Here is a 21,947-nt window from a genome sequence, read left to right as displayed (position 1 = left end):
GAATTTTTATTTAAATTTTTTTGATTATTAACAAAATTAGCAAAATAATCCACAGCGTTGTGTAAATTCATTTATGCAGATAATACTTTTCTGCCCTTTTGACGCCGACGTGCTAATACCTTACGGCCGTTACTGGTGCTCATGCGCTTACGGAAGCCATGGACACGTGCACGGTGACGCTTCTTTGGTTGAAACGTGCGCTTCATCTAATCCTCACTTTTTTCATCTAACAAATGTGCTCGCTTTAAAACGTGCACTAGGTTTTTCTTTGTTTCTGCCATTGATAAACCATCTGCCGCTGACCGAGCAATAACCAAGAAATCAACATCAGACCGTAATTGCGGTTTCACCTCTAATAATGTTTGACGAATACGCCGCTTAACCCAATTACGATGCACAGCATTTCCAATCTTTTTTCCAACAGAAATACCGACACGAAAATGTTTTTGTCCTGGTTTTTCCATTTGATATACGACAAATTTGTGGTTGGCCACGGAATTATGGGTTTCAAAAACCCGTTGAAACTCACTTTCCTTTTTTACGCGATATGATTTTCTCATTTATTTCCGCCGACTTTGGTAAGCGCGACGTTTTGCTTTTTCAATCTTGCGACGTTTTGCTTTCTCAGCCCGTTGCTTTTCTTCACGTTCACGACGAATCTTAAATGGATTCTGGATGATAAGCGTTTGGACAACTTGGAAGGCATTTGTTACTACCCAGTATAAGGTAATAGCTGAAGAGAATCCTAATGCCATGAAGAATACCATAATCGGCATAAACCACGTCATTGTAGTTGTCATTGAGTTTTTTTCGGGCATTGAAGCCATGGATAACCATGAACTAATAAATGTAAATAATGCCGCTAGAATAGGCATAATGTAGTATGGGTCCGGGTGACCTAACTGAAGCCACAAGAAAGTTCCATTCCGTAAGGCTGAGGTCCGCCAGATTGCTTGATAAAGAGCCCACATAACTGGTAACTGAACCAGTAACGGAAGCATCGAAGCCCATGGATTAACTCCTGCTTCTTTATAGAGCTTCTGCGTCTCCATTTGCATCTTTTGCATTGACTCGCGATCACGTGATGAGTACTTTTTCTGAATTGCCTTTAATTGAGGAGCAAGTTCTTGCGTCTTCATCATGGTCTTTGTTTGGTAGAACATCAATGGCAGTAAGATGATCCGGATGATGATCGTAAAGATAATGATCCCCATTCCATATCCGCCAAAGTGCTTTGATAACCAAATGATAAATTGTGAACAGTTATAGATAATGTAGTGGTCCCAGATACCAGTACTATGACTAGTAATTGGCTTATTGGAGCAAGCAGCTAAAAATAGGGTCAAGCTCATTTAGTCCTTAGGCGCAATCACGATACTCCGGTAAGGTTCCCGACCGTGGGAGTATGTTTTTACGTGGTGATTATTCTCAAGTTCATGGTGAATTTGTTTCCGTTCGCGGGCGGGCATCGGGTCCATAAAAACTGCTTTCCCACTTGCAACTACTTCCATCGCCGCCTTTTGCGCTAGGTTGTGAACTGCTTCTTGACGCCGTTCACGATAATTGGAAGTATCAAGTTCAACATTTACTTTTGCCGCTCCATGATAATCCATGAATATATTACTAAGCTGTTCCATCGCGTTGATCCGGCAACCGTGCTTACCGATCACCCGTCCATTTTCCTCAGTTTGGAGATTAATTTTGAGATCATGAGCTTCTAAATTAATAATCCGCGGTTCAACAGCAATACCTAATTCCTTAAATACTGTCCTTAGATACTCAACCAATTCTTTACTAGTTACTTGAACCTTTTTAAGATTGGCTTGTTGCCGCCGCTTGATTTCAGCAGGATCGAGCTCATCTTCAGCGGAATTTAAGCTTGCAGGCTTTTGTTCTGGCTCTTTTGCCGGTTGCTCATCTTTCTCTTCCAGTGAGAGCATCGCAATTTCTTTATCTTTTATTACTGCATCCACTTGCGCTTGGCGTCGTCCAATTCCCAGAAAACCGTGCTGCGGCTGTTGAAGAACCGCAAATTCAATCGTTTGATTAACAGTTGGCTTCAATTGTGTACGGGCCTTTTCTTTTGCTTCTTCAATTGTTGTTCCAGTAAAAACTGCCATCTACTTTCCTAAACAGAATTGACTAAATAACTGGTCAAGCAACTCATCTTGGTAACTATCCCCAGTAATTTCACCTAATAATTCCCAACACCGGGTCATATCAATTTGAACCAGGTCTACCGGCATTCCATCATTAATTCCTTTTAAGACATCGCTTAAAGCATCATTAGCTTGGTGAAGTAAGCCAATGTGCCGAGCATTTGTAACCATTACATTATTCTGGTTGCTTTCAATCCCCTTGTTGAAGAACATGTGACCAATCTGTTCACCAAGTTGATCCATTCCTTCATGATTAACGATTGAAGTTTCAATAACAGCACTCTTGCCAGCTAGTGATTTCAATTCCTCTAAATCAACCTTGCGTGGAAGATCCGTCTTATTTAAGATGATGATCCGCTGCTTATCCTTGGTTGCTTCAAGTAATTGGCGATCCTCGTCAGTTAATTCATTTGAACTATCAATCAAGAGAAGTACTAAGTCAGCGGCGCCCAAAGCTTTGCGACTCCGCTCTACCCCGATCTTTTCAACTTGGTCATTTGTATCGCGGATTCCTGCTGTATCAATTAACTTCAATGGCACCCCGTTGACATTGACATATTCTTCAATTACGTCCCGGGTTGTCCCAGCAACGTTTGTAACGATTGCCTTGTCTTCGTGAAGTAAGGAATTCAATAAGCTTGATTTACCAACATTTGGCTGCCCGATGATAGCCGTTGCTAAACCATCTCGCAAAACCTTTCCTTGCTTAGCTGTTTTAAGAAGGCCTTGGATTCGTTGTTGAATGTCCTCTGCTTTTTCTTTTAAGAGTTTCGTCGTCATTTCTTCAACAGCATCATATTCTGGATAATCAATATTAACCTCTACCTGTGCTAATACATCCAAAATGTCTTGTCGTAAATTACGAATTAACCGCGACAAATCACCATCAAGTTGGTTTAATGCAACCTTCATCGACTTATCTGTCTTTGCACGAATTAGATCCATTACTGCTTCTGATTGGGATAAATCGAGACGACCATTTAAGAAGGCTCGTTTAGTAAATTCACCTGGTTCTGCCATCCGGGCGCCAAAGCTCAGTACCAATTGCAGAATACGGTTAGTTGCTAACAATCCCCCGTGACAGTTAATTTCAATCACGTCTTCACGCGTATAAGTGTGAGGCGCGCGCATTACTGAAACCATCACTTCATCAACTTCCTGATCCGTATCAGGGTCAACAATATGACCATAGTTAATGGTATGAGTTGCTACTTTGGCGAGATCTTTTCCTTTGTAGATCCGTTGAGCAACTTTCACCGCATCATCCCCACTAATTCGGATAATGGAAATTCCACCTTCACCAACCGGTGTCGAAATTGCTGCAATCGTATCATTCTCGCTATTTGCCATTTATTTACGATCCTTCTTGGAAAACTTCCCCTGACGGACGTAAACACTCAAGATTGCAATATCAGCGGGGTTAACTCCACTAATTCGTGAAGCTTGGGCTAAAGTTTCTGGACGAATCTTTTCAAGCTTTTGACGTCCTTCAGTTGCTAGACCATCAATATCACCATAATCGATATCATCTGGAATCCGTTTAGCTTCCATCCGTTTCATCCGTTCAACCTTAACTTCCTCTTTCTTGATGTAACCAGCATATTTCAATTGAATTTCAACCTGCTCAATCACATGACGATCAAGTTCCTGTTCTGGTGCTGGAATGAATTCGGCCAACGTTTGATAATCGAAGTATGGTCGCTTCAAGAGGTCAGCTGCCGCAATTCCATCTTTTAAGCGATTATCCCCGTGCGCTTCAATAAATTCGTTAACCTTATCATCGCTTGGCTTGAGCTTAATTTCTTCTAATCGTTTGATTTCAGCTGCGACTTGGCGCTTCTTCTCTTCCATTTTAGCAAGCCGCTCATCACTAACTAAGCCAACATTATGACCCATTTCCATTAACCGGAAATCAGCATTATCATGACGTAAAATTAGCCGATATTCTGCCCGACTTGTAAGTAAACGGTAAGGTTCTTTCGTTCCCTTTGTTACTAGGTCGTCGATCATCACACCAATATATGCATCCGAACGCTTAAGGACAAATGGTTCCTTGCCTTGTGCCCGTAATCCTGCATTAATCCCTGCAATTAATCCTTGCCCCGCTGCTTCTTCATAACCTGAAGAACCGTTTGTTTGGCCTGCAGTATAGAGATTCTTAATGATCTTGGTTTCCAAGGTTGGGTGAAGTTGGTACGGCGCAACTACATCGTATTCAATTGCATATCCAGGACGCATCATTTCTGCATTTTCTAACCCCTTAATTGAGTGCACAATCTTTTGTTGGATTTCTTCTGGCATTGATGTCGAAATTCCGTCAAGGTAATATTCATCCGTATCCCGGCCTTCTGGTTCAAGGAAAACTTGGTGCCGCGGTTTATCAGCAAAACGAACAATCTTATCTTCAATTGAAGGACAGTAGCGTGGCCCAACACCCTTGATAACACCAGAGAACATTGGAGCCCGGCTAAGATTTTCCCGAATAATGGCATGGGTCCCTTCATTTGTATAAGTTAACCAACAAGATAATTGTTCGCTAATTGGAATATAGGCACTATCAGGAGTATCAAAACTAAAGTGATGTGGTTCCTCATCCCCGGGTTGTTCTTCCGTTACACTATAGTCGATTGTCTTTCCATTAACCCGTGGTGGCGTTCCCGTCTTAAAACGCTCAAGATCAAAGCCAAGTTCTTCAAGGTTTTCCGAAAGTTTTACCGCTGACTTAGAGTTATTTGGACCAGATTCATACTGTAATTCACCAATAATGATCTTTCCGCGCGCTGCAGTTCCAACAGTTAGTACAACCGTCTTAGCGTGGTAACGAGCTCCTGTATTAGTAATAACACCTTTGCAGACACCATCTTCAACAATTAACTGGTCAACAGTTGCTTGACGGAGAGTAAGGTTAGGTTCTTCCTCAATTGTCTGCTTCATTGCACGGTGATAAGCATGTTTATCTGCTTGAGCTCGTAATGCACGGACAGCGGGACCCTTACCGGTATTTAACATCCGCATTTGAACATAGGTCTTATCAATGTTATGGCCCATTTCACCACCAAGAGCATCAATTTCGCGGACCACGATTCCTTTTGCCGGACCACCAACAGAGGGGTTACATGGCATAAAAGCAACCATTTCAAGATTAATTGTTACCAACAAGGTCTTATTTCCCATCCGGGCTGCGGCAAGGGCGGCCTCGCTTCCGGCATGACCCGCCCCGACAACAATTACATCGTATGATCCCGCTTCGTATTGAACGGCATCAGATGTTTGCAATGCTTCTGAACTCTTCATCTATACTTCTGTTGTAGCCGCTTTTTGTGCGCGGTCAATTCTCGATTCATCAGGTTTGAAGTTATCAATGAAATATAACTTATACCACGTTAAGAAGGTGTAGATTGTCCAAATCTTACGACGACCATCCACCTTGCCTTCGAAGTTATCATCGGCAAGTTTTAGAAGCTTTTCTTGATCAAAGAACTCTTTTACGAAGTCTTGTTCAAATAATTCACGTACTTCTTGGTAATACTTCTTTTCTCGAAGCCATGCACGGACTGGAGTTGGGAAGCCCATCTTAGGCCGCGTAGCCCATTCTTCCGGTAAATGCCGATTAGCAGCCATCCGGAATGCCCACTTTGTATCCTTATAGTTAAAGAGGTACTTAGTTGGTGTCGTTTCAGCTACTTTCATTACCTCTTTGTCAAGAAGTGGTACCCGGATTTCAACAGAGTTAGCCATACTCATCTTATCTGCCTTTAAACAAATATCGCCAGGCATGAAACGGTGTAAGTCAACATATTGCTTCTTTGCGACTTCATCGATATCTTTATCTTCCATCTTATCAAAAAGTGGATTAAGAATGTCGGCAATACTTGGTCCGCAATCAAATTCTGGTTGCAAGTAGTCAGCGGCTTCTTCAGGACTAAAGATGTATGCTTGACCAATAAAAGTATCCCGTGCTGGCGCTAAGTTGCGATACATATGCTCTTGGCCGTGGAAGTGTTTCCCATCTAACCACTTAGCAAACTTATACCGACGTTCACGAGGCATCTTCTTTAATTGATCAGTTACCCAACGGATAAATTTAACTTTCGTATTAAAACCATAATCAATGTATCCCGCAAACAATTCATCGGCACCTTCACCTGAAAGAAGGGCCTTGTAGCCGTTATCCTTTGCTAACTTGTTCAAGAAGTATAAAGGAACAACAGATGGGTTAGAATCGGGTTCATCTAGGTAGTATTGAATCATTGGGAATGCGTGGAAAGCTTCTTCGTTAGTCAACTTTTCATCAGTATTCTTCAAGCCCATCTTAGCTGCTAATTCACGTGCTTGTTTGGTCTCATCGTAAGTACTATCAAATCCGATTGAGAACGTATTATCTGGACGCATCAAAGCCGTTACTAAACTTGAATCAACCCCTGCGGAAAGGAATGAGCCAACCTTAATTCCTTTATCTGCAAAGGTATGTGCCTTAACAGAATTCTTAACAACTTCGTCAATCTTGTTAACAGCTTCATCAAACGTCTCGTCTTCTGGCTCAAAGTTTTCGTCCCAGTATTGGGTCATTTCAAACTGACCGTCTTTATAAGTGAAGTAATGCCCTTCTGGAAGACGGTAAACACCCTTAAAGAAAGTTTCTTGAGTAACTGGGTATTGGAATGTCATGTATGGTTTAAGCGCTTCTTTATTAAGTTCCTTCTTAAAGTTAGGATGATCAAGAAATGCCTTAATTTCAGACCCAACAAAGAAAGTACCGTTCATTTTAGCGTAATACAATGGTTTAATTCCAAAATGGTCACGGGCACCGAACATTTCTTTAGTCTTAAAATCCCAGATAACAAAGCCAAACATTCCGCGCAGCTTGTTAACAACATCCTTGCCCCATTCTTCATATCCGTGCAAGATTACTTCAGTATCGGCATGTGTCTTAAATGTGTGACCCTTACTGATTAATTCTTCACGTAATTCTTCAAAATTGTAAATTTCACCGTTGAATTCAATGGCTTTTGAGCTATCTTCATTAAAGATTGGTTGATTACCAGACTTAACATCAATAAAACTCAAGCGCCGGAAGCCAAGTGCTACATCATCATCCACATATTGACCTTCCGCATCAGGTCCCCGGTGAATAATCCGGTCCTTCATTTTTTTGATTAATTGGTCTTTAATTTGTGGTTTTTCATTATCAACAAATGCAACAATCCCACACATTTATCTTTCTAAATCATTAATATAATCACGTGCAATCTTCACATCAGTTAGGTAAGGGACATCTTCACCATTAATCTTCTGGTAAGGATCTTCACCCTTCCCTGCAAGGACTACAATATCATCATTTCCACTACCGTCAATTGCCTTTTTGATCGCCGTTTCGCGGTCCATTTCAAATTGAATATGTTTAACCTTATCATGATCAATATAAGAATCTATTTCCCGGGCAATAGTCATCGGATCTTCAAACCCGGGATCATCAGTCGTCAAAATTACCTCATCTGGTTGTTCTTCAGTTAAAGCTTTTCCAAACCCTGGACGGCGCGAAATGCCTTTATCACCGGTTGCTCCTAAGACAACTGTTACTTTACCAGCATTAGTTTGTCGTTTTAAGAATGCCAAGAGTCGCTTCAAGCTAGCGTAATTATGGGCATAATCAACATAAATTGTTCCATGAGTATTACTGTTAATCATTTCCATTCGACCACGGATGTGAACATGATTCAATGTTTCTACGGCATCGTTAGCACTCGCCCCAGCTAACCCACTGGCAATGATTGCAGCGACCGCATTTCCTTCATTATAATCTCCAGGGACACTCGTTTTATAACGGCCATCTAAGTTCAACTGCTTTGCTTTCTCAGTTAAGGCGGTCAACTCAAATTCACTTTCATGAAGATCTTCTAAATCATTTCGATATTCAAAATCTATTTGGGCATTGTCAGGTAATTCGATGTTTGCTCCCCGCCGTGCAAATAAGAAAATGTCTTCTGGTTGTGTGGTTGCCTTAGCAGTGTAATAAACATCAGTAAACTTTTCAGTTTCTGCATTGATTAAGCATTTAGCAGAATTTACTAATAATTGTTCCTTACAGTGAAGATAATCAGCAAAAGTTGGGTGCTCATTTCGTCCGATATGGTCTGGCGAGATGTTTAAGAAAATTCCAACATCATACTTTAAACCATAAATCCGGTTTTTCTTGTATGCTTGCGATGATACTTCCATTACTAAGTGCGTCATTCCATTATCAACGGCAGCGCGCATATCATGGAAAAGGTCTAAAGATTCAGGAGTAGTCAAATCAGATTTAAATTTATCTTCCGGCTTATTGCCTAAAATCCGATCAAGCGTTGAAAAAAGGGCAATATGATTAGCAGTACTTTGGGCTAAAATATGGTCAGCAAAATAAGCCGTTGTTGTTTTGCCTTTTGTTCCTGTAATTGCAATAATGAACAAATCATTTTGTGGATAGTCATAAAATGCTGCCCCCAGTAAAGACATTGCTTTTTGTTCGTCGTTCACGATAATAGCTGGCAATCCTTCGCCTTCTGGATATTCTTTTTCAGCCACATACGCAATCGCACCTTTTTCTTTAGCGGATGCTAGGTATTTAGGCAAAAAATTTCCTTTACAAAAGAACAAAGTTCCTGATTTTACCTTCCGTGAATCATAGGACACGCTAGTTGCGGTAAAATCAGTCAAATTACTAACATGATTCAATAAATGGTGCTCGCACAATAATGCTAAAGCAGGTGTAATATGCAATTCCATTTATTTCTTTTCGACAAAGTACTTTTCGAAGTTCTTTTGATAGTTATGATTAATCCGTTGTTCCATTAACCACCGCATGAAATTCATGTCCTTGTTATAATGGAAAGTTGTTCCATAGCGGCCTTCTTTAATAAGCTTCTCAGCCTGCTTTTTAATTTCATTATTTTTAGCATACTGAAGGAAGGTCTTTTTTGAAACCCCCAGCCATAACTTATAGTTGCTTTCATCTTTGTTTCCATAAATCGTCTCTTGATCTTTTAAGCTATCAAAAACGTAATCTTCAACGGGGAAAGTAGCAAGTTGATAGCCATTTAATGAAACGAAGAAACTACTACGACCTTGGCGAGGATTGAGGTCAAATACCTTGAATTGGCCATCACGACGGTCATATTTCAAATCAAAGTTAACAAATCCAGTAAATTCAATACTTTCAAGGAAATTCTTGATATTGTCATAAATTTGTTGATCATATGCTGGCATAATCGCAACGTAATTACCAACATTTGCTGGATTGCAATCTTCAAGTAGCGGGTGACCGAGACACATCATCTTTACCTTATGATCTTTATCAACGTAACAATTGATGGTCCGCATATTACTATCATCACCAGGGATAAATTCTTGTAAAACGAGGTCGCCATTGTATGGACTATGCTCATAGATAATCTCAAGAACTTCCGCTAATCTTTCTGGTGTCTTAATAATATAAGCCTTTTCATACCCTTCAAAGTTTCCCTTATGCCATTGCACCGCATCAGCAGCCTTCAAAGCAATTGGAAATTCAAATGGTGATTTATAGTTCTTATAATCAAGGTCTGGTTTTAAAATATCGGTTTTAGGGTAAGGCAAACCATACTTTTCGCAGACATTGTAGAACTTCTCTTTATCCGTTAATGTTGCTACTTCATCATAATCAGCATACGGGCAGAACATGTGCTGCGAAAGTTCTTTACGATTTTTCGCAACTAATTCAGTATAGTCATCCCCACAACTAATTAAAACGGTCTTCTTGCCTTGCTTAGCAAACTCATCTGCCGCTTCAATTAATACCTTCGTAAACACTTCCGGTGATTGTAATTGTTCATTATAATGCAACTCGACAATTTTTGAATAACGGGTTGGTGCCAATGGTTGGCGAGCATATAATTGCGACTTAATCCCATATTTTTCATACATCGACCGCGCCATTCCGTAAGCATTGAAATCACTACCTAGAATCAATGGAACAAAAGGTTGTTCACTCATAAAAGGGACTGTGACATAAGTTAAGTTACTTTCATAAAAAGCAAATACGCAGTACAACAATAGGCCTCTAACGTCCGGCAAAAACGAACCTTAGAGGCCTATTGTTGCTTGAGGGGTTACTTATCATAGAAGTGCTGCCATTCTTTATTAACGTTTTCGCGAGTCGTCTTTGTCCCAGTCCATGATGGAACTTTTACAACCCCATCAATCTTACTCTTAGGTACAAATCCCCAGTAACGACCATCGTTTGAAACGCTCCGGTGATCCCCAAGAACAAAGTATTCACCTTTCGGAACTTTTGTGGCACCATTATTCTTTAACCAACTGTTCTGAACTGAGATACTACGCAGTGTCCAGTTTCCAGTTCCGGTTGTTCGTTGACTCTTGCTAATGTAGTCTTGATTAATCTTTTTGCCGTTAACATAAATGTTTCCATTCTTAGAGCTAACAGTATCACCAGGGAGTCCAATTACTCGCTTAACATAATCGGTTTTAACTGATACTTGCGGATCAATGCCATTAGCATCAAATACAACGACACTTCCATGATGGATTTTGGCAGTTTTCAAACAAAATACTCGTTCATTATTTTGTAAGTTTGGTTGCATGGATGGTCCATCAACCCGAACAATTTGGAAGAAAAACTGCTTAATTACTAATGCGATTATTAACCCGATTAGAATGGGAATAATCCAACTCATTGCTTCACGAAATGCTTTCATTCATTCACGTCGATCAGCAACTTTGATCGGTGCACTCTCACCGTTGACTTGCAGCGGAATTGCTTGATTAAATATATCGACAATCGCTGGTAGATCATTTATTGTTGCTAACCTAATTTGGTAATCCATCTAGCAATTCGCGTAAATAGCTATCTGTGCCGAATGATCATAGGCGGGATGCGGATAAAAATACTCAAGAGCATACCAGGCGATTACTTGGTCATCCATTGTTGCAACCCAGATTGGATGAGTATTGTCAAACTGCATTTATACGCGAATTGCTATGCCGTTGCCTAAAATTTCCAGATTATGGGCCAAGATGATTGATTCAATTTGCGCTCGTAAACCGGCTAAGCTCCGAGTACAAGTTTGTTCGCTTCCTACTGCAGTAAGCTTGGCAAAGGTTGTCTCGATCAGACGTCTAGTCCGCTTTAAAGTTGGATTATTGTGTTCCTTAGCCCCTTTCATATTTGATCGATATGGCGTCCAGAAGTTATAACCTCGTCGCGCAAATTTAGCCCGAAGATCTACATCAGCCAGAATATTTGGGTAAGGGCAACCTTGCGTTACCGTTAAAGCTACTTTAACATCTGACAACGAGGCGGGAGTTACAACATAATTGAGGATTAGTCCGGATGGCGTCACTGCCATATGGACCTTAAACCCATAAAAATGTTGTTTCTTTGTAGCGTTGTAACCTATGTCAGCATAGCCGGCAAACGCACAGGCATGAAAGTTGCGCACATATTGGCATAACGGTAAAGGATAACTGTCAATGATGGCGATTGATCCGGGGGTTGTCCAAGATAATAACCCCTGACGAATAGCCTGTAATACCGGTCCCAGTTGCTTGATGCGCCGAGTAAAACGAGAATACTCAATCATCGCTAATTCAGGCAAAGCATGCTTAACCAAACGATAGAGGGCCATCCAAGTGGTAAGTTGATAGTGAACTTTTAGGCACATGAGGGCCAATAAGTCTTCATCGGCAAGCTTCGTGTTATTGCCGTTACGACGATCGGTGAACCAACAAGGAACGAACCAATCAATTAGTATTTTAAATTGAGCCCTTTGATGATCAAAACGGGCTTGGAAATCCATACGTCAGCTAGTGGCTCAGCGAGCGAAACGCCAACATCCGGAACGGATACGCCGGTAACGAGCGGCGACAAGCCAACGTCCAGTGCAACGCTAGGCGGGGAAGCACCAGCCACGTCAGCTAGTGGCGCAGCGGGCGAAACGCCAACATCCGGAACGGATACGCCGGTGACGAGCGGCGACAAGCCTTGTCGCCGCTCGTCACCGGCGTATCCGTTCCGGATGTTGGCGTTTCGCCCGCTGCGCCACTAGCTGACGTGGCTGGTGCTTCCCCGCCTAGCGTTGCACTGGACGTTGGCTTGTCGCCGCTCGTTACCGGCGTATCCGTTCCGGATGTTGGCGTTTCGCTCGCTGAGCCACTAGCTGACGTAGCGGGTACTTCCCCACCTGGCGTTACACTGGTCGTTGAGTTGTTACCACTCGTGGCCGGCGTGTCCGTCCCGGACGTTGGTGTTTCACCGGCTGCGCCACTAGCTGACGTGGCGGGTACTTCCCCGCCTAGCGTTGCACTGGACGTTGGCTTGTCGCCGCTCGTTACCGGCGTATCCGTTCCGGATGTTGGCGTTTCGCTCGCTGAGCCACTAGCTGACGTTGCCGGTGCTTTCCCGCCTGACGTTGCACTGGTCGTTGGATTGTCGCCGCTCGTTACCGGTGTGTCCGTCCCGGATGTTGGCGTTTCGCTGGTTGTGCTACTGTCCGACGTTGTCGGTGCTTCCCTGCCTGGCGTTACACTGGTCGTTGGGTTGTCACCGCTCGTGGCCGGCGTTTCCGTCCCGGAGCTTGGCGTTTCACCCGCTGAGGCACTGCCGGACGTTGCCGGTGCTTCCCTGCCTGGCGTTACACTGGTCGTTGGGTTGTCACCGCTCGTTACCGGTGTGTCCGTCCCGGACGTTGGCGTTTCGCTGGCTGTGCTACTGTCCGACGTTGCCGGTGTTTCCCTACCTGGCGTTACACTTGACGTTGGGTTGTCGCCGCTCGTTACCGGCGTTTCCGTTCCGGATGTTGGCGTTTCGCTGGCTGTGCTACTGTCCGACGTTGCCGGTGCTTCCCTACCTGGCGTTACACTGGTCGTTGGGTTGTCGCCGCTCGTTACCGGTGTGTCCGTTCCGGATGTTGGCGTTTCGCTGGCTGTACCACTATCCGACGTGGCTGGTGTTTTCCCACCTGGCGTTGCACTTGACGTTGGGTTGTCACCGCTCGTTACCGGTGTGTCCGTTCCGGACGTTGGTGTTTCGCTGGCTGTACCACTATCCGACGTGGCTGGTGCTTCCCCGCCTAGCGTTGCACTGGACGTTGGCTTGTCGCCGCTCGTCACCGGCGTATCCGTTCCGGATGTTGGCGTTTCGCCCGCTGCGCCACTAGCTGACGTGGCTGGTGCTTCCCCGCCTAGCGTTGCACTGGACGTTGGCTTGTCGCCGCTCGTTACCGGCGTATCCGTTCCGGATGTTGGCGTTTCGCTCGCTGAGCCACTAGCTGACGTAGCGGGTACTTCCCCACCTGGCGTTACACTGACCGTTGGCTTGTCACCCTTCGTGGTTGGCTGACTCCCTTGATCAAGCGGGGTGGCCGCCGTTCCCAGGCCACCAAAAGTCCCGATCGGCTCACTGCTCCGGCCTGAACTGACTTGCGGCCACAGGATCGTATTGGTCGTTCCGATTTGGGTCCGCCAGGCTTGCGGTGGCAAGTTTCGATCAATCAGTTTCCGACCATCCGGCGTAGTCATCGTCACGTGGTTGCCGCGAATCTTTACGACCGTTCCCACCGGAATGTGGTACTGATCTCCTTCGTGCAAACCATTCCACTCCATCAAAGTATGGTAATCAATCCCCAAAACTTGCGCCAAGGCCCACAAAGTGTCACCCGCCCGGAAAGTATAGGTTTGATCCGTTGGCGCAATGCGGGGCGCGATCTCCGCCGGCGTCGTCGCTCGCCATGGTAACAAGCTCGCCGCATCAATCGTGGTTGGGCCTAAGCCTAAGGTAAATGCGGTTAAGGTAAACGCGGTTAAGCCAATCGCAATCCAATGGTTTCCTTTCTTAACTAACTTGACCCGGTACAGCCGGTCAGCAATCATTTGATATTTATGTTCCATACGTCAGCTAGTGGCTCAGCGAGCGAAACGCCAACATCCGGAACGGATACGCCGGTAACGAGCGGCGACAAGCCAACGTCCAGTGCAACGCTAGGCGGGGAAGCACCAGCCACGTCAGCTAGTGGCGCAGCGGGCGAAACGCCAACATCCGGAACGGATACGCCGGTGACGAGCGGCGACAAGCTCGGTGCAGTACTTTGCCTTAGACTTCCTTCAGATTCCACCTCGCAGTGGACACCCTTGTCCTCAGCTCATGGTTCCGACTACTACGGCCCATAGCGGACTCTCACCGCCTAGCTAATACCCATGCCGGGCGCACATCTAGCCCTCATCAGGATGTTGATCATCATGTTTTTTCTCTTCATGTTTCTCATCATGGTGTTCAACAACATCTTCAATCTTAGTTTCCAGTTTTTCAACTTCCTTAACTTCTTTTTGTTGAGCTTGTTTATCCTCGATCGTAGTCTTTGTGATCTTCGGCCTAAACATTTTTGTCAAGAACCAGTTCGAGTTTGGATGCTTACTATGGTGACGAACTGTATTTTCAATCAAGAATCCAACAAAGGAAGCAATTAAGGTTGCAATAATAATCCCAAGTGTACTTTTAGTCAATGCCTGGAAGTATGCACCAAGAACAGCTGCCAAGATGCCAATAACTAGGGTCAAGTGGTTTTGAACCTGCATTACGATCATATATAAGAATAAGGCCGTTAATGCAAAATCAACCACTTCAAGGTCAATCGAAATTGCACCACCGATCAAACCACCAACCATGTTTGAAGTCGACCATGCTGCAAGTGAATAATACTCCACTAACAACGCGTCATCGGGATCCCATTTCTTATCAGTTGCAAACTTCATATAGTTAACAGCATAATTTTCATCGTTCATTGATGCAGAAAAGATGAGGATGAAACGTGCTGATTTATCCTTAATATATTTAGATAAACTCGATCCTAACAATGCATATCGTAACTCTAAGAAGAAAAGTGAGATAAAGATAGTCCCTAATGGAGCGTTACTTGCTAATAACGATGCCAGAATAAATTGTGCCCCACCAGAGAACACTAATACCGACACCAATAAAATCATTATAAAGTTTAAACCTGCTGCGTGTAGTAAGATTCCACAGGCCAATCCAATCGGAATATAACTAAGACATAATGGCATTGAGACACCAAGCACCTCAAGCCAGCGTGTCCTTTCTGGATTTATTTGTGCTTTAGCCACTTATAACGCTAAGCTCAGAAGCCAAACAGCAACCAATCCAGCAATTACTGAAATCGACATTGATCGAGTAAAGTACGCAATCACAATCACGATCAATGCTGCAATAATCCGTTCTGGATAACCGAATAGAGTAAAATGATAAGAGCCAGTTAAGAAGATCCCTTTTACAACCAGGGTCGCAAATAAACTAACTGGGACATATTTCATCCATTCATTAAACCATTCTGGGATTTTTCGCGTTGAGAAGAATAATACTGGTAGATAACGGGGAATAAATGCCGCTAAAGCTGCCAAGATAATCACTATAATATGGTAAACGATTTTATTACTTAATAGTTGTTCCATCTATTTTTCAAAGGATTCTTTTAGAGCTTGCCATAACTCTTCTTGCTCTGCCGTGTGTTCTACATTTTTACGACGAACAAATGCAAGGTTTTGAGTAACTTGGGGAACAATCGGCACTTTAACCACTTTACTATCTAAGTTTTCACTTATTGATTGTTCCATCAACAAGGTTATCCCCATCCCTAAAGCAACCATATTTACTAATATTCTTCCTTTTTCTCCTTCAAAAATAGAATATAGTTCAAACCCAGCCGCAGCACAAACCTGTTGAACAAAGACTGCAAATGGATTTTGATGGTTTAGTGTTAAAAATTTTTCTGCTTTTAGATCAGTAAGCGTTAATTTCTTTTGTTTAGAAAGTGGGTTCCGCGCTGGGATATAAGCTACTAAGTCATCAGTTCCCACTGAAAGCACCTCAAAATCATCGGGAAGTTTGCCGGCATAACTAATAAATGCCAGCTCGCTTTCCCCTTGTTGTAGCTGTGCCATTGGATCAACATCTTCAACAATATTCATTTTATGTTGCTGGGCTAATTTTTTAACAACCGGGGCTGCTTGATAATTGGCAAAGTCTGGGACGACAGTAACTTTGATCGCTTCTTCTGCTTCCTTTTTTCGATAATCCGTAACTACCGATAATAATTTAGCATGTTTTTGAGCAATCTCAGTGATCAACGGTAAAACTTTTGCCCCGATTTCAGTTAATTCAACTACGCCGCCTTTAGGTCTAATAAGCTTGATGTTAAGCTCTTCTTCAAGCGCCTTAATTGTGCGAACCAATTCATCAACCGTTATCCCTGATTTTTTTGCTGCATATTGATAATCCAATTACATCAATCCTTGGTAACGAAGAATTCGACTAAGAATTGCCATCCGGGTATATACGCCGTTTGTCATTTGTTGGAAAATGCGGGAATTAGGCGCTTCTACAAGAGAGCTATCGATTTCAACACCCCGGTTAACCGGTGCCGGATGCATAATGATTGCCCCCTGCTTCATCTTTGCGGCTCGCTCTAAAGTTAAACCATAAGCTTGGTGATATTGATTAGCGTCAAAAGCTTGACCGTCAGCAGTCGTTAGCCGTTCATTTTGAACTCGTAGTAAATTAACTACATCCATTTGAGGAAGCAATTCGTCAAAGTCACCAAAAGTTCCATATTGTTCCAGCGTAGGATCATACCATTTTTCTGGGCCAGCAAAATAAACCTCTGCTCCTAGACGATTAAGCATCATTGCATTTGAGTGCGCTACTCGGGAGTGACTAAGATCACCAATAATTAGTACTTTTAACCCCTTAAAATCGCCAAATTCTTCATTAATTGTCATCATATCAAGTAAACATTGCGATGGATGTTGGCCGCTACCATCACCACCATTTACAATTCCGATCTTAAGGTCTGAATGATTAATCAATTGGTTGTAATATTCATTTTCAGGATGACGGATTACCGCAACATTTACACCGATTGATTCCATTGTCTTAACAGTGTCATAGAGGCTTTCCCCTTTTTTCACTGAACTCGTGCCCGCTTCGAATTCTAGTACATTCATCCCCAACTTCATTTGTGCCATTTGGAAACTAGTCTTTGTTCGGGTTGAGTTTTCAAAGAAGAGGTTAACCGCGTATGCCGGTGCAGTGAGAACCGCTTGCTTTCCAGCTTTATATGCTTGGGCTTCATGAATTAAATCAATTGCATCTGCTGCATCCATGTCGGCAACTGTTACTAAATTTGGTTGAATTCTTTCTGTACTAATCATTTATCCTTCTCCCTCCAGATATACGAGTTTTCCATCGACATAAGTTCGCTTAGTCATTCCGTATACTTGTTCACCAACAAATGGAGTATTGTGACCCTTAGAGAAAAACTGGTCTGGTTGAATTACATCTTGATGATCGATATCAAATACAGCAATATCTGCTGGGTCCCCTACCTTTAATAATCCAGCGTTATCAAGGTTAAAAATCGCTTGCGGTTTAACGGCCATCCAGTCAATCAATTGGGCAAGCGTAAAGATACCCGTTTTAACAAAGTGGGTATAGAGTAAGGCAAAAGCTGTTTCTGAGCCAACAATACCATTTGGTGATTTAAGAAATCCTTGCTGCTTCTCCGCATCGGTATGTGGCGCATGATCAGTAGCAATACAATCAATCGTGCCATCCAATAGCCCAATTAAGCAAGCCTGTTGGTCAAGACGCTGCCGAAGAGGTGGATTCATCTTAAATTCAGCATCATCCTCTTTAATATCAGCATCGGCTAAAAGTAAATGATGGGGAGTCACTTCACATGTAACGTTAATTCCTTGTTGTTTAGCATGACGAATCAGGTCAATACTTTCTTTAGTTGAAACATGGCAAACATGATAATGGACCCCAGTTGCCTGAGCAATCACCAAATTCCGAGCAATTTGCGCTGTTTCACTAATCGCTGGCATTCCTGGTAGTGCTAGTTTTTTAGCAATAGTTGCCCCATCATTAATTACCCCATTTTGTGCAAGTTGATTATCTTGTGCATGATCACATAACGGAGCGTTAACTTTCGCTAGTTGTTGCATTGCTTGGTATACAACTCCAGCATCTTGAATTCCCGCACCATCATCGCTAAAAAGACGGGCACCTGCAGCATACTGCTCAGCAACATTAACTGCTTGTTTTCCAGCCCGACCAACTGTAACTGGTGAATATTGGAGGATTTTTACCAGTCCAGCTTTCTCGTTCCGATCAACCTGTTCTTTAAATTTTTCTGGTGTGTCACATGTCGGATTAAGGTTGGCCATTGCAGCAATTGTCGTAAAACCACCATGTGCAGCGGCTTTACTTCCTGTAGCAATCGTTTCTTTATTGGTATAGCCTGGTTCGCGAAGATGGACATGAACATCAATTAGTCCTGGTGTAATCAATCCATTATCCAGGTCGACTTTTTCTGCATCACTTGGTGCCTGGATATGCTCGCCAATTGCCTTAATCTTGCCATCTACAATCAAAACTTCAGTCTTAACCAATTCATCATTATAAATTCGTCGGCCATTCGTTAGTAAAACTGCCTTACTCATTCAAAATCTTACCTCCCATAAATCCGTAAGTTTCTTAATCCCGTATCTATCCATTACGATTGGTAAATCAGCTGCAATTTTCGGGCAAGCCAATGAATCATGAAAACTAGCTGCCCCGATTTGAACAGCATTAGCACCTGCCATCATAAATTCAAGAACATCTTCAGCTGATTCAATTCCACCCACGCCGATGATCGGTAAAGAAGAAACCTGACGGACCTGGTGAATCATTCTTAATGCTAAAGGTTTAATGGCAGGACCTGATAAACCGCCCGTTACATTAGCTAAAGCCGGGCGCCGAGTTTTTAAGTCGATGCTTAATCCCGTTAACGTATTAATCATCGTCAGGCCATTAGCGCCCCCTTGCTCAGCTGCTTGCGCGAGGGGAACAATATTAGTTACATTTGGTGTTAGCTTTACATAGATGGGAATTCCTAGGGCAGCTTTAACTACTTGTTTTACTAATCGTTGAAGCACTTCTGGATCAGTTCCCATTGCCATCCCGCCGTGTTTTACATTCGGACATGATACGTTTAATTCAATTGCTTTCACCCCAGCCGTATTAGCAAATTCACTAACAACTTTAACGTATTCGTCTTCAGAAAAACCAGCAGCACTTGCAATAATCGGTAGTTGCGGATAATTTTTTCGTAACCACGGAATTTTTTCATTAGTTGCTGCGGTAATGCCCACATTCTGAAGACCATTAGCATTAAGCCAACCGGCACTGGTTTCACAAACTCGCGGACGTGGATTACCTTGGCGGGGATGGAGGGTAGTGGACTTTAACACAAGGGAGCCTAAATGATTAAGATTATACTTTTTAGCTGCTTCTTGCCCATATCCACAAGTCCCACTTGCCGCAATAATCGGATTTTTTAGTGATAATCCCGGCAATTCAACTGCTAATCGTTGCGTTTCTTGCATTCATTTTTCTTCCTCCTCATTTAAGAATGCTTTTTGGACTTCTTGATAAGCAGCAACTGGGTCAAAGCTCTGAGTGATTGGCCGTCCAACTACGATCGCATTGCTCCCATCTATTCTTGCTTGTGCTGGTGTAACCACTCGCTTTTGATCATCTTTTATTGCATGAGTCGGGCGGATTCCTGGCGTTACACATAGGAAATTATCCCCCGTCACTTCACGAATCGCCTTGATTTCATGGGCTGAGCAAACCACGCCGGCCAATCCTACTTTTTCTGCTAAGCGCGCGTAACTTTGGACTGACTCAATCAACGACAAATCAACATGCTGTTGTTCATGGAGAATTTTTTCATCAATCGAAGTAAGTTGGGTAATTGCTAATAACTTTGCTGGTTCAACGCCTGCTTCCTTAGCTCCTTCTTCTAGACCGGCTAATCCGGCAATCAACATTTCACTGCCTCCAGCTGCGTGAATTGTCGTAAAATCAATTCCCAATCGGCCAATAGCTGCCATTGCGCGATGAACAGTATTCGGAATATCGTATAATTTCAAATCAAGGAATACCTTAAATCCCCGCTTTTTTGCCTCTTTAACAATTACTTGTCCCAGGCCATAATATAATTCCATTCCAATTTTTACGATCGGCTGCGGTTTTACCATTAATTTATCAAATAGGTCAATTGCTTCCTGCTTAGTTGCAACATCGATAGCCACCATCGGTACGAAGCGTTTCAATTATGATGCTTGCTCTTTACTCCAGCTTAACGGGTCTTTCCGCCATTCTTGAAGAGACTTGAGGTGGTCCGCACTAATTTGGTCATTTTCCTTTGCGACCTTAATCAAAGTCATATAATCCGTTACTGAATAGTATTTTAGTCCATTTGCCATAAAGTTTTGTTCAGCAGCTGGCAAATCATAAGTAAAGACAGAAACAACGCCAATTACTTTTCCGCCTGCATTGTTAACCGCCCGCACAGCGTTTAATACACTACCACCAGTTGAAATAAGGTCATCAATCACGACGACTTTTTGTCCTTCTTTAAGCACCCCTTCAATTTGCTTGCCTTGACCATGATCTTTCGGCTTAGTCCGAACATAAATCATCGGTAATTCCATATTCTGGGCAACCCATGCCGCATGAGGAATTCCAGCAGTTGCTGTCCCGGCAATAACATCGGCCCCACTAAAATGAAGTTTAATTTGTTCAACCATCCCATTAAAAATTGCTTGCCGAACTTCTGGATAAGAAATCGTCAATCGATTATCGGTATAGATTGGAGATTTTAGACCGCTCGCCCAGGTAAATGGTTGGTCTGGGCTAAGGGTAACAGCATGAATATCTAATAATGCTTTTGCAACGCGTTGTGAATATGTCATTTATTGTTTATCTTCCCAAATCTTTTGGAGCATTGGGTAGCGTAAGTCACCAACTTGTACTACTTGATAATCTGCATTTGCTAATGTTGTAGCATCACCAACGCCAATTGCAATTGCATTTATATGGTGAATATTTTCAATATCATGAGCTGTCGTTCCAACTCCAATGCAATTAGCTCCGATAAGATTTAATTGATTAACAGCAGTTAGATATGGGCTTTCTTTATCATTAGTCCTAACGATACTATCGACATAATTATCAAGGCCAATTTGTTTAAGGACATTTTGTACATCTCCATTAGCATCTAACACGGCAATTTTAACGTAATGATCATAGAGATTTAGTAAAAGACGCTTAATCCCTGGAAGTTGATCCTTTTCACTTAGGCTATCCGCTTCTTCGTTAAGGAATTTTTGCCATTCTGCAATCATTGAAGCCTTTTCGCTTGGGGCAGGATTAGCATTAAAATGTGCTAAGACTAGGGAGAGCCCTTGCGAAGGAGTAAGGTTATCGAATTGGGAAGCTAATTTTCCAGGTAATCCCATCCCAAATTCATACATTGCAAAACGTTGCCATGCAGTAAAGGATAACTTATTTGTATTAACAAAGATATTATTAAACGAAAAAATCGCACCATCCATTTAAGCATTTACTTTAGCGAGGTCAGCGGCATAATCGATTCCCTTTACATCTAAATACTCAATAATTTGATTGATTGTAATAAATGGTACATGAACTCGGTTAGCAAGGACTGACAGACTATCACGACGAGCCATCGTGCCGTCACGCTTTAACACTTCAATAATAACAGCAACTGGTGCCTTTCCTGCTAAATAGGCAAGATCAATAGCTGCTTCGGTGTGACCAATTCGGTCTCTTAATCCATGAGGTTGAGCGTAAAGAGGTTGAATGTGGCCGGGATGATTAAAGTCAGATGC

23 protein-coding genes and 1 pseudogene (1 of these 24 only partly in view) are annotated in these 21,947 nt (G+C 42.8%); all 24 read right to left on the bottom strand.

Annotation, left to right across the window (positions count from 1 at the left end; translation table 11 throughout):
• Positions 1–71: 71 nt before the first annotated feature.
• Positions 72–206, bottom strand: a complete 135-nt coding sequence (gene rpmH / locus HHK02_RS08000; RefSeq protein WP_003665227.1) for a 50S ribosomal protein L34 — start codon at positions 204–206, stop codon at positions 72–74.
• Entirely contained in the window at positions 207–560 is a 354-nt protein-coding gene (gene rnpA / locus HHK02_RS07995) for a ribonuclease P protein component (RefSeq protein ID WP_003665224.1), read from the bottom strand.
• Positions 561–1,352, bottom strand: coding sequence for a YidC/Oxa1 family membrane protein insertase (locus HHK02_RS07990; protein ID WP_003665222.1), 792 nt, complete (start codon positions 1,350–1,352; stop codon positions 561–563).
• The gene (gene jag, locus HHK02_RS07985) at positions 1,353–2,120 is read right to left on the bottom strand and encodes an RNA-binding cell elongation regulator Jag/EloR (RefSeq protein WP_181462272.1); all 768 of its coding nucleotides are present in this window, start codon (positions 2,118–2,120) and stop codon (positions 1,353–1,355) included.
• On the bottom strand, positions 2,121–3,509 hold the full coding sequence (mnmE, locus tag HHK02_RS07980) for a tRNA uridine-5-carboxymethylaminomethyl(34) synthesis GTPase MnmE (protein WP_035159695.1): 1,389 nt from the start codon (positions 3,507–3,509) through the stop codon (positions 2,121–2,123).
• Positions 3,510–5,453 (bottom strand): tRNA uridine-5-carboxymethylaminomethyl(34) synthesis enzyme MnmG, encoded by a 1,944-nt coding sequence (mnmG, locus tag HHK02_RS07975; RefSeq protein ID WP_078009495.1) that lies wholly within the window; start codon positions 5,451–5,453, stop codon positions 3,510–3,512.
• Positions 5,454–7,373: an asparagine synthase (glutamine-hydrolyzing) gene (asnB, locus tag HHK02_RS07970; protein WP_152702234.1), complete on the bottom strand. Its 1,920-nt coding sequence runs from the start codon at positions 7,371–7,373 to the stop codon at positions 5,454–5,456.
• Positions 7,374–8,924: a UDP-N-acetylmuramoyl-L-alanyl-D-glutamate--2,6-diaminopimelate ligase gene (locus HHK02_RS07965; protein ID WP_181462271.1), complete on the bottom strand. Its 1,551-nt coding sequence runs from the start codon at positions 8,922–8,924 to the stop codon at positions 7,374–7,376.
• Positions 8,925–10,169 (bottom strand): carboxylate--amine ligase, encoded by a 1,245-nt coding sequence (locus HHK02_RS07960; protein ID WP_003670194.1) that lies wholly within the window; start codon positions 10,167–10,169, stop codon positions 8,925–8,927.
• A gap of 116 nt (positions 10,170–10,285) precedes the next feature.
• On the bottom strand, positions 10,286–10,891 hold the full coding sequence (lepB, locus tag HHK02_RS07955) for a signal peptidase I (protein WP_078009498.1): 606 nt from the start codon (positions 10,889–10,891) through the stop codon (positions 10,286–10,288).
• A 3-nt stretch (positions 10,892–10,894) separates the two neighbouring features.
• A pseudogene (locus HHK02_RS12915) lies at positions 10,895–11,020 on the bottom strand (GNAT family N-acetyltransferase); the annotation flags it as partial.
• On the bottom strand, positions 11,021–11,158 hold the full coding sequence (locus HHK02_RS07945) for a GNAT family N-acetyltransferase (protein ID WP_231124825.1): 138 nt from the start codon (positions 11,156–11,158) through the stop codon (positions 11,021–11,023).
• Positions 11,159–11,992: an IS982 family transposase gene (locus HHK02_RS07940; protein ID WP_152700983.1), complete on the bottom strand. Its 834-nt coding sequence runs from the start codon at positions 11,990–11,992 to the stop codon at positions 11,159–11,161.
• Positions 11,993–12,110: 118 nt separating this feature from the next.
• Positions 12,111–14,063 carry a LysM peptidoglycan-binding domain-containing protein gene (locus tag HHK02_RS13125; RefSeq protein ID WP_414601691.1) on the bottom strand — a complete coding sequence of 651 codons (1,953 nt, stop codon included), beginning with the start codon at positions 14,061–14,063 and terminating at the stop codon, positions 12,111–12,113.
• A 339-nt stretch (positions 14,064–14,402) separates the two neighbouring features.
• Positions 14,403–15,311: an AzlC family ABC transporter permease gene (locus HHK02_RS07930; protein WP_078009410.1), complete on the bottom strand. Its 909-nt coding sequence runs from the start codon at positions 15,309–15,311 to the stop codon at positions 14,403–14,405.
• A complete protein-coding gene (locus tag HHK02_RS07925) occupies positions 15,312–15,656 on the bottom strand; it encodes an AzlD domain-containing protein (protein ID WP_003669691.1) in 345 nt (114 codons plus the stop codon).
• Complete coding sequence (locus HHK02_RS07920; protein ID WP_181462268.1) at positions 15,657–16,484, bottom strand: LysR family transcriptional regulator; 828 nt, start codon at positions 16,482–16,484, stop codon at positions 15,657–15,659.
• Positions 16,485–17,414 carry an aspartate carbamoyltransferase catalytic subunit gene (locus HHK02_RS07915; protein ID WP_078009409.1) on the bottom strand — a complete coding sequence of 310 codons (930 nt, stop codon included), beginning with the start codon at positions 17,412–17,414 and terminating at the stop codon, positions 16,485–16,487.
• The gene (locus tag HHK02_RS07910) at positions 17,415–18,707 is read right to left on the bottom strand and encodes a dihydroorotase (protein ID WP_003670360.1); all 1,293 of its coding nucleotides are present in this window, start codon (positions 18,705–18,707) and stop codon (positions 17,415–17,417) included. It lies immediately after the preceding gene.
• Positions 18,708–19,634, bottom strand: a complete 927-nt coding sequence (locus tag HHK02_RS07905; RefSeq protein ID WP_152720342.1) for a dihydroorotate dehydrogenase — start codon at positions 19,632–19,634, stop codon at positions 18,708–18,710.
• A complete protein-coding gene (gene pyrF, locus HHK02_RS07900; RefSeq protein ID WP_231124824.1) occupies positions 19,635–20,348 on the bottom strand; it encodes an orotidine-5'-phosphate decarboxylase in 714 nt (237 codons plus the stop codon).
• Between the two features lie 18 nt (positions 20,349–20,366).
• Positions 20,367–21,008: an orotate phosphoribosyltransferase gene (gene pyrE / locus HHK02_RS07895; protein ID WP_181462266.1), complete on the bottom strand. Its 642-nt coding sequence runs from the start codon at positions 21,006–21,008 to the stop codon at positions 20,367–20,369.
• Positions 21,009–21,650, bottom strand: coding sequence for an HAD hydrolase-like protein (locus HHK02_RS07890; RefSeq protein ID WP_181462265.1), 642 nt, complete (start codon positions 21,648–21,650; stop codon positions 21,009–21,011).
• Positions 21,651–21,947 carry the 3' end of a 3,4-dihydroxy-2-butanone-4-phosphate synthase gene (gene ribB / locus HHK02_RS07885; protein WP_003670368.1) on the bottom strand. 366 nt of this gene lie beyond the right edge of the window, so 297 of the gene's 663 nt are visible here — the last part of the coding sequence; the start codon falls outside the window, past its right edge; the stop codon is at positions 21,651–21,653. It abuts the gene before it with no gap.

The sequence above is a fragment of the Limosilactobacillus reuteri genome, from assembly GCF_013694365.1.
Taxonomy (GTDB): domain Bacteria; phylum Bacillota; class Bacilli; order Lactobacillales; family Lactobacillaceae; genus Limosilactobacillus; species Limosilactobacillus reuteri_E.
The sequence above is the reverse complement of the archived record's forward strand: the minus strand, read 5'-3'. Positions and strand labels throughout refer to the sequence as shown.

Excerpts from the sequence above, each read along its gene's own strand:
- lepB (WP_078009498.1), bottom strand. The coding sequence starts at position 10,891 with ATGAAAGCATTTCGTGAAGCAATGAGTTGGATTATTCCCATTCTAATC.
- HHK02_RS07915 (WP_078009409.1), bottom strand. The coding sequence starts at position 17,414 with ATGATTAGTACAGAAAGAATTCAACCAAATTTAGTAACAGTTGCCGAC.
- HHK02_RS07990 (WP_003665222.1), bottom strand. The coding sequence starts at position 1,352 with ATGAGCTTGACCCTATTTTTAGCTGCTTGCTCCAATAAGCCAATTACT.
- HHK02_RS07890 (WP_181462265.1), bottom strand. The coding sequence starts at position 21,650 with ATGGATGGTGCGATTTTTTCGTTTAATAATATCTTTGTTAATACAAAT.
- rpmH (WP_003665227.1), bottom strand. The coding sequence starts at position 206 with ATGAAGCGCACGTTTCAACCAAAGAAGCGTCACCGTGCACGTGTCCAT.
- mnmG (WP_078009495.1), bottom strand. The coding sequence starts at position 5,453 with ATGAAGAGTTCAGAAGCATTGCAAACATCTGATGCCGTTCAATACGAA.
- HHK02_RS07910 (WP_003670360.1), bottom strand. The coding sequence starts at position 18,707 with ATGAGTAAGGCAGTTTTACTAACGAATGGCCGACGAATTTATAATGAT.
- HHK02_RS07905 (WP_152720342.1), bottom strand. The coding sequence starts at position 19,634 with ATGCAAGAAACGCAACGATTAGCAGTTGAATTGCCGGGATTATCACTA.
- HHK02_RS07925 (WP_003669691.1), bottom strand. The coding sequence starts at position 15,656 with ATGGAACAACTATTAAGTAATAAAATCGTTTACCATATTATAGTGATT.
- HHK02_RS13125 (WP_414601691.1), bottom strand. The coding sequence starts at position 14,063 with ATGATTGCTGACCGGCTGTACCGGGTCAAGTTAGTTAAGAAAGGAAAC.
- HHK02_RS07940 (WP_152700983.1), bottom strand. The coding sequence starts at position 11,992 with ATGGATTTCCAAGCCCGTTTTGATCATCAAAGGGCTCAATTTAAAATA.
- pyrF (WP_231124824.1), bottom strand. The coding sequence starts at position 20,348 with ATGGTGGCTATCGATGTTGCAACTAAGCAGGAAGCAATTGACCTATTT.
- mnmE (WP_035159695.1), bottom strand. The coding sequence starts at position 3,509 with ATGGCAAATAGCGAGAATGATACGATTGCAGCAATTTCGACACCGGTT.
- rnpA (WP_003665224.1), bottom strand. The coding sequence starts at position 560 with ATGAGAAAATCATATCGCGTAAAAAAGGAAAGTGAGTTTCAACGGGTT.
- HHK02_RS07960 (WP_003670194.1), bottom strand. The coding sequence starts at position 10,169 with ATGAGTGAACAACCTTTTGTTCCATTGATTCTAGGTAGTGATTTCAAT.
- HHK02_RS07965 (WP_181462271.1), bottom strand. The coding sequence starts at position 8,924 with ATGGAATTGCATATTACACCTGCTTTAGCATTATTGTGCGAGCACCAT.
- HHK02_RS07945 (WP_231124825.1), bottom strand. The coding sequence starts at position 11,158 with ATGCAGTTTGACAATACTCATCCAATCTGGGTTGCAACAATGGATGAC.
- pyrE (WP_181462266.1), bottom strand. The coding sequence starts at position 21,008 with ATGACATATTCACAACGCGTTGCAAAAGCATTATTAGATATTCATGCT.
- jag (WP_181462272.1), bottom strand. The coding sequence starts at position 2,120 with ATGGCAGTTTTTACTGGAACAACAATTGAAGAAGCAAAAGAAAAGGCC.
- asnB (WP_152702234.1), bottom strand. The coding sequence starts at position 7,373 with ATGTGTGGGATTGTTGCATTTGTTGATAATGAAAAACCACAAATTAAA.